The 5,536-nt window shown below is 71.4% G+C and carries 5 protein-coding genes; 1 reads left to right on the top strand and 4 read right to left on the bottom strand.

Annotated features, from left to right (window positions below):
• Positions 1-255 (top strand): hypothetical protein (locus AB1609_14685; protein ID MEW6047705.1); only part of this gene is annotated, 255 nt, incomplete at its 5' end.
• Here AB1609_14685 and AB1609_14680 read toward each other — a convergent pair.
• From AB1609_14680 to AB1609_14665, 4 genes are all read right to left on the bottom strand, one after another.
• Positions 197-1,807 carry an NAD(P)H-hydrate dehydratase gene (locus tag AB1609_14680; GenBank protein ID MEW6047704.1) on the bottom strand — a complete coding sequence of 537 codons (1,611 nt, stop codon included), beginning with the start codon at positions 1,805-1,807 and terminating at the stop codon, positions 197-199. The two genes, AB1609_14685 and AB1609_14680, sit on opposite strands and share 59 nt — an antisense overlap.
• Positions 1,804-2,238 (bottom strand): holo-ACP synthase, encoded by a 435-nt coding sequence (acpS, locus tag AB1609_14675; GenBank protein ID MEW6047703.1) that lies wholly within the window; start codon positions 2,236-2,238, stop codon positions 1,804-1,806. Before acpS ends, AB1609_14680 begins: the two co-directional genes overlap by 4 nt.
• A 62-nt stretch (positions 2,239-2,300) precedes the next feature.
• Entirely contained in the window at positions 2,301-4,115 is a 1,815-nt protein-coding gene (gene glmS, locus AB1609_14670; GenBank protein ID MEW6047702.1) for a glutamine--fructose-6-phosphate transaminase (isomerizing), read from the bottom strand.
• 373 nt (positions 4,116-4,488) lie between these two features.
• A partial coding sequence (locus AB1609_14665; GenBank protein MEW6047701.1) for a phosphoglucosamine mutase occupies positions 4,489-5,536 on the bottom strand: 1,048 nt, incomplete at its 5' end.

The raw sequence follows: 5,536 nt of genomic DNA, 5'->3' as shown, positions 1-5,536 counted from the left end.
CTTGCCGCGGCCGTTGACGCGTTGCTGGCCTGGAAAGGGCGGGAGGTCCGGATCGAGACCGCCGCGGGCCGGGTCGAGGGGATCCTCGAGGGGATAGACCCTACGGGGGCGTTGAGGATACGGGGGCTTGATGGGAAGGCCCATACCGTCTTCGCAGGCGACGCCTCGCTGCGAGCCGGCAACGGGGGGCCCGCGCTCACGGCGCAAGAACCCGTACGGGGGCAAGGCCTTCCGGAACCGGATCCCCACGCTTGAGGGCGCGGATAGCCGGCCCGACGCTTGCGGCGATGCCGGCAGCGGTGATGCCCACATCGCCTCCCCCGGCGGCCATCACGCCCGCCAGGGCATGGATGAAGCAGGCGCCTGCTGCAGCCTCCGCCGCCCGCGCGCCTTGCGCGAGCAGCCCCGCCGCAATGCCTGCCAGCACGTCTCCTGACCCGCCCGTGGCCAGGGAGGGCTCCGCCGCCGGGTTGAGCCACGCCCTGCCCTGCGGGTCGGCGATAGCGGTCCGTGCGCCTTTCAGCACAACGACCGATGCGTACTTTTCCGCCGCCTCCCGGGCCGCCGCCAGGCGATCCTCCTGGACGGCCGCGACCGAACGCCCCAGAAGCCTCGCCATTTCTCCCGGGTGCGGCGTCAGGATGCGCTGCGGGCCCCCCACGGCCGCAGGTCCTGAGACCGCCAGGATGTTGAGGGCGTCCGCGTCGATGACGGCCGGCCCCGGCCACCGCTGCAGGACTTCCAGAACGGCGGCGGCCGTCTCGGGGTGAGTGCCAAGGCCCGGGCCGATCAACAGGACTTCGCGGGTGGCGAGCAGCTCCATGACCGCGCCGGCAGCCGTCGCCGCAAGCCGGCCCCGCCCGGCCTCGTCCGGGAGCCCCGCGGTCAGCGCTTCCGGCACCAACCCCGCCGCGGTGTCCTGCAGGCAGGCCGGAACGGCCCACGTGACGAGTCCCGCTCCCGCCGCCAGCGCACCCCGGGATGCCATGGCGCCCGCCCCGACCATCCCCCTGGATCCGGCCACCACCAGCACGTGGCCGAACGTACCCTTGTGCCCGTGCGCCGGCCTTGCGGGAAGCCACGACCGCACCTGTTCCGCCTCGACGAGTTCGAAAGCAGCCGGCGCCCCTTCCAGAAGCGGCGGCGGAAAGCCGATCTCCGCAACCCACACCGCCCCGCACAGCCCCGCCCCGGGAAAGAGCAGGTGGCCGGGCTTGGGCAGCCCGAAGGTGACCGTCTCGTCCGCCTTCACGGCGGCCCCCGGCATCTGGCCTGTGTCGCTGTCCACCCCGGAAGGGATGTCTACCGCCAGCACCGGACGGCCACACGCGGCCACCATCTCGATGGCCTCAAGTGCCCGCCCCCGCGGCGCCCCGCGGCTTCCCGTGCCAAGCACCGCGTCGATGACCAGGTCGGCCGATGCAAAGGCCGCCGCCAGTCTCCCCCGGCTCTCCTCCCCGCCCACGAACTGCACGTCGATGCCGATGCGCCGCGCGATCCGGAAATTCACCAGCGCGTCGGGAGAGAGACGGGGCGCTTCGCCGTCTGGTTCGGCGGCCAGCGCCACGAGCACGTGGGCGCCGGCTGCGGCCAGCCGGCGGGCGGCAGCCAGCCCGTCACCGCCGTTGTTGCCGGAACCCGCCGCCACCACGATCCGCCGGCCCGAAAGCCGCCCTTCCAGCATGACAGCGGCCCGGCGCACCACCGCAGCACCGGCGTTCTCCATCAGAACGAGGGCCGGCACCCCGTACTCCTGGGCAGCCCGCCGGTCCACCTCCTGCATGGCCTGCCGGCCCACGACCTTCATGAACGTGCGCCTTCTTCCCTCCGGCTGTGGCGCACCGCCAGCGCCACCACCACGGCGACGTCGCGGCCGTGGCTGATGGAGATGCACACCTCGTCGATGCCAAGGCGGGCAGCCACCTCGGCTGCCCGCCCCCTCAATTCGATCCCGGGCCGGCCTCCCCGCCAGTTGAGCACCCCGATCTCATTGAAGCTGACCCCCCGGCGTCCCGTCCCCAAAGCTTTCATGACCGCCTCTTTGGCGGCGAACCGCGCCGCAAGGCAGGCGATCATGGCGTTGGGCCGCTTGGCCGTGCAGTAGGCGACCTCGGTAGGGGTGTAGAGCCGCTCCAGGAACCGCTCGCCGTGCTTCGCGTACGCCTTGCCGATACGGCTCGTCTCCACGACGTCCACCCCGACGCCTACCACGGCGCTGGGGCCGGGGTAACAGCTCAATGAACGCGCCTCCACTTCGACGGGGCTATGCTCCCACGGGGATACGGCTTTCACCTTCTTTATTACTCGACCGTTACGCTCTTGGCCAGATTGCGGGGCCTGTCGACGTCGCAGCCCCGGGCCACCGCGGTGTGGTAGGCCAGCAATTGCAGCGGCACCACGGCCAGCACCGGCATCAGCGCTTCGGGCGCGTCGGGAAGCCCGAGATAGCGGTCCGCGGCCTCCCCGATCTCCCGGCGTGCCGCAGCGTCCCGCGGCGCAACGGCCACCACCTGCCCGCCCCGAGCCCGCACCTCCGTCATGTTGCCGACGGTCTTGGTCCGCACCGAGTTTTGCGCCGCCACCGCCACCACCCACCGGCCGGGCTCGATGAGCGCAAGCGTCCCGTGCTTGAGTTCACCGGCGGCATACGCCTCGCCGTGAATGTAAGAGATCTCCTTCAGCTTGAGCGCGCCCTCCATGGCCACGGCGTAGTCGAGCCCCCGCCCGATGTAGAAGACGTGTTCGGCGTGCGCAAGCTCCTGCGCCACCGCCCGCACCTCGTCCCGGAGTCCGAGCGCCTGTTCCAGCCGCTGGGGAAGCTGCCAGAGCTGCCGGCCCAGCCCGCCGCTATCTTTGCCGCTCATCACCGCCGCAAGGAGGTGCAGCGCCACGAGCTGCGTCACGTACGCCTTGGTGGAGGCCACCGCAATCTCGGGCCCCGCCCGGGTGTACAGCACCCAGTCGGCTTCCCTTGCGAGCGAGCTGCCCTCCACGTTGACGATGGCGAGAACAGGCGACCCCCGCCGCCGCGCCTCCCGAACGGCCCCCAGCGTGTCGGCCGTCTCGCCCGACTGGCTGATGGCGACGGTGAGCGTGGACCCGTCCACCAGGGGGTCCCGGTAGCGGAACTCGGATCCGAGTTCCACGGTGACCGGAATGCGGGCGGACGATTCAATGAGCGCCCGGCCGACGAGCCCGGCATGCCACGCGGTGCCGCACGCCACGATCGAGATCTTCGAAAACCGGCCCAGGTCGCGAGTGGCAAGCCCCGCATCTTTGAGGCGGACGGCCCCGGTTGCCGGGTCCACCCGGCCGGCCAGGGTCTGGCGCACCGCCTGGGGCTGCTCGAAAATCTCCTTCTCCATGAAGTGGGCGTACGGGCCCTTCTCGGCCGCCGCGGCGTCCCAGGGGACGCGGACTGCCGGGCGTTCGACCTTGCGCCCTCCGGCGTCCCAGATGGCCACGCCGTCCGGCGAAAGCCGCGCCACCTCGCCGTTCTCCAGGTAGATGACCGTCCGGGTGACGTCCAGCACGGCGTTGACGTCCGAGCCGACCACATGCTGCCCTTCACCCAACCCCACCACCAGCGGGCTGTCCTGCCGGGCCACGACGAGCGCCTCCGGCTCGTGAGTGCTGACGCAGGCAAGGGCCCAGGAGCCTTTCAGGCGCGTGCTGACCTCCCGAAGAGCGGCCGCCAGGTCGCCGCGGTAGGCCTCCTCCAGCAGGTGGGCCACCGCCTCGGTGTCGGTGTCGGAGCGGAAGCGGTGCCCCCTGGCCTCCAGGTCCCGGCGGAGTTCGGAGAAGTTGTCGAGGATGCCGTTGTGCACGACGGCGAACTCCCCGGTGCAGTCCGTGTGGGGGTGGGCGTTGCGGTCGATGGGAGCCCCGTGCGTGGCCCACCGGGTGTGGCCGATGCCCAGGAAGCCCTCGGCGGGCGTGGACCGTGCCAGGTCGGACAGCTTCTCCACGCGGCCTGCGGCCTTCAGCACCTGGATACGGTGATTGAGGACGGCAACACCGGCCGAATCATACCCGCGGTACTCCAGCCGCCGGAGGCCCTCCAGCAGGATCGGGAGGGCGGGCCGGCGACCCACGTAGCCGACGATCCCGCACATCCTGGAAGGTACCCCTTTCCCCACGGCGGAGGGGCGCGGCGACCAGGTCCACGCGCTTGCCGCCCGCGGGGGCGGGGCGCGCCGCTGCGCCGCGTGCAGGGCACCTGGCCACCTGGAGACCTTTTGTCCCCGGGATCGCTCCCGGGCTTTGGCAGCCTCCTCACGACCGTGGCCGGCCGGGGGTCACCCGCCGATACCTTCCGAGATCCCCCGCCTCGTCAACTTGCAGCCTGCCGGGCTGCAAGCCCTGGCGCTCCAACCTCGTTGTCAGGCGCCCGATCCGCTCTGGGCCGACGCTCCTGCCGCCTCATTTGCTCGAGATCTGGGAGACTTCAACAGGCTTCAACCAGCTTCTCTCAGCACGGTACGGCCCTCAGCGCGCCATTTCCACCCCCTCCGGATCCCGCGCCGCGTCCTGCTCCTGCCCGGCCCGCCGCAGCGCCTCGGCCACCTGATGGGCGCACTGCTCGACCAGGGACCGGTCGGACGCCTCCACCATAACACGGATGACGGGCTCCGTACCAGAGGGCCGCACGTACACGCGGCCCAGCTCGCCCACCGCGGCCTGCGCCTGCCGGATCGCCTCCTGCACCTCGGGCAGGTCCAACAGCCCCTCTTTACGTGCCACCCGCACGTTGACGAGCGCCTGCGGGAACCTGGGCATCTGGGCAGCCAGATCCGACAGCCGGCGCCCGGTGCGCTTCATCACGTCGAGCAGCATGAGGCCGGTCAGCACCCCGTCGCCGGTGCGGGCGTGGTCCAGGAAGATCACGTGACCCGACTGCTCCCCGCCCAGCACGAGGCCGTTTTTCAACATGGCCTGCAGCACGTGCCGGTCCCCCGGCGCCGTCACGACCACGTCGCCGCCCGCCGAACGCAGCGCGGCTCGCAGCCCCCCGTTGGAATAGACGGTCACGGCCACCCGGCCGCCGGCCAGGGTGCCCTCCTTCAGTCGCTGCAGGGCGCAGATGGCCAGAATCTGGTCCCCGTCCACCACGTTGCCGAGTTCGTCCACCGCGATGCAGCGGTCCGCGTCGCCGTCGAACGCCAGCCCCGCGTCCGCACCAGCCTGCCGGGTCGCCACAGCGACCCGCTCCGGATGGGTGGAGCCGCACGCCACGTTGATGTCTTCACCCGAGTTGCCCGTGTTGATGGCCACTACCTCCGCGCCGAGGCGGCGGAACAGCTCGGGCCCGACCTCAAAGGCTGCGCCGTTGGCGCAGTCCAGCACCACCTTCAGCCCGTCCAGCCGTACCCCCACGCGGCCTGCCAGAAAGCCGAGATATTGCTCCTTCCACCACGGCTCGAAACGCACCCGGCCGACGCCCGCACCCGTCGGCCGCGGCAGCCGGTCTTCCCCGTCCATCTCCTCGACGGCGCGCTCTACGACCTCTTCCAGGTCATCCGGCAGCTTGTAGCCG

The sequence above is a fragment of the Bacillota bacterium genome, from assembly GCA_040754675.1.
Lineage (GTDB): Bacteria > Bacillota > Limnochordia > Limnochordales > Geochordaceae > Geochorda.
Note: the sequence above shows the minus strand (reverse complement) of the source record. Positions and strands in the feature narration are given on the sequence as shown.

Bases quoted from the DNA above. Each gene is read 5' to 3' on its own strand.
- AB1609_14680 (MEW6047704.1), bottom strand. From the start codon at position 1,807: ATGAAGGTCGTGGGCCGGCAGGCCATGCAGGAGGTGGACCGGCGGGCT.
- glmS (MEW6047702.1), bottom strand. From the start codon at position 4,115: ATGTGCGGGATCGTCGGCTACGTGGGTCGCCGGCCCGCCCTCCCGATC.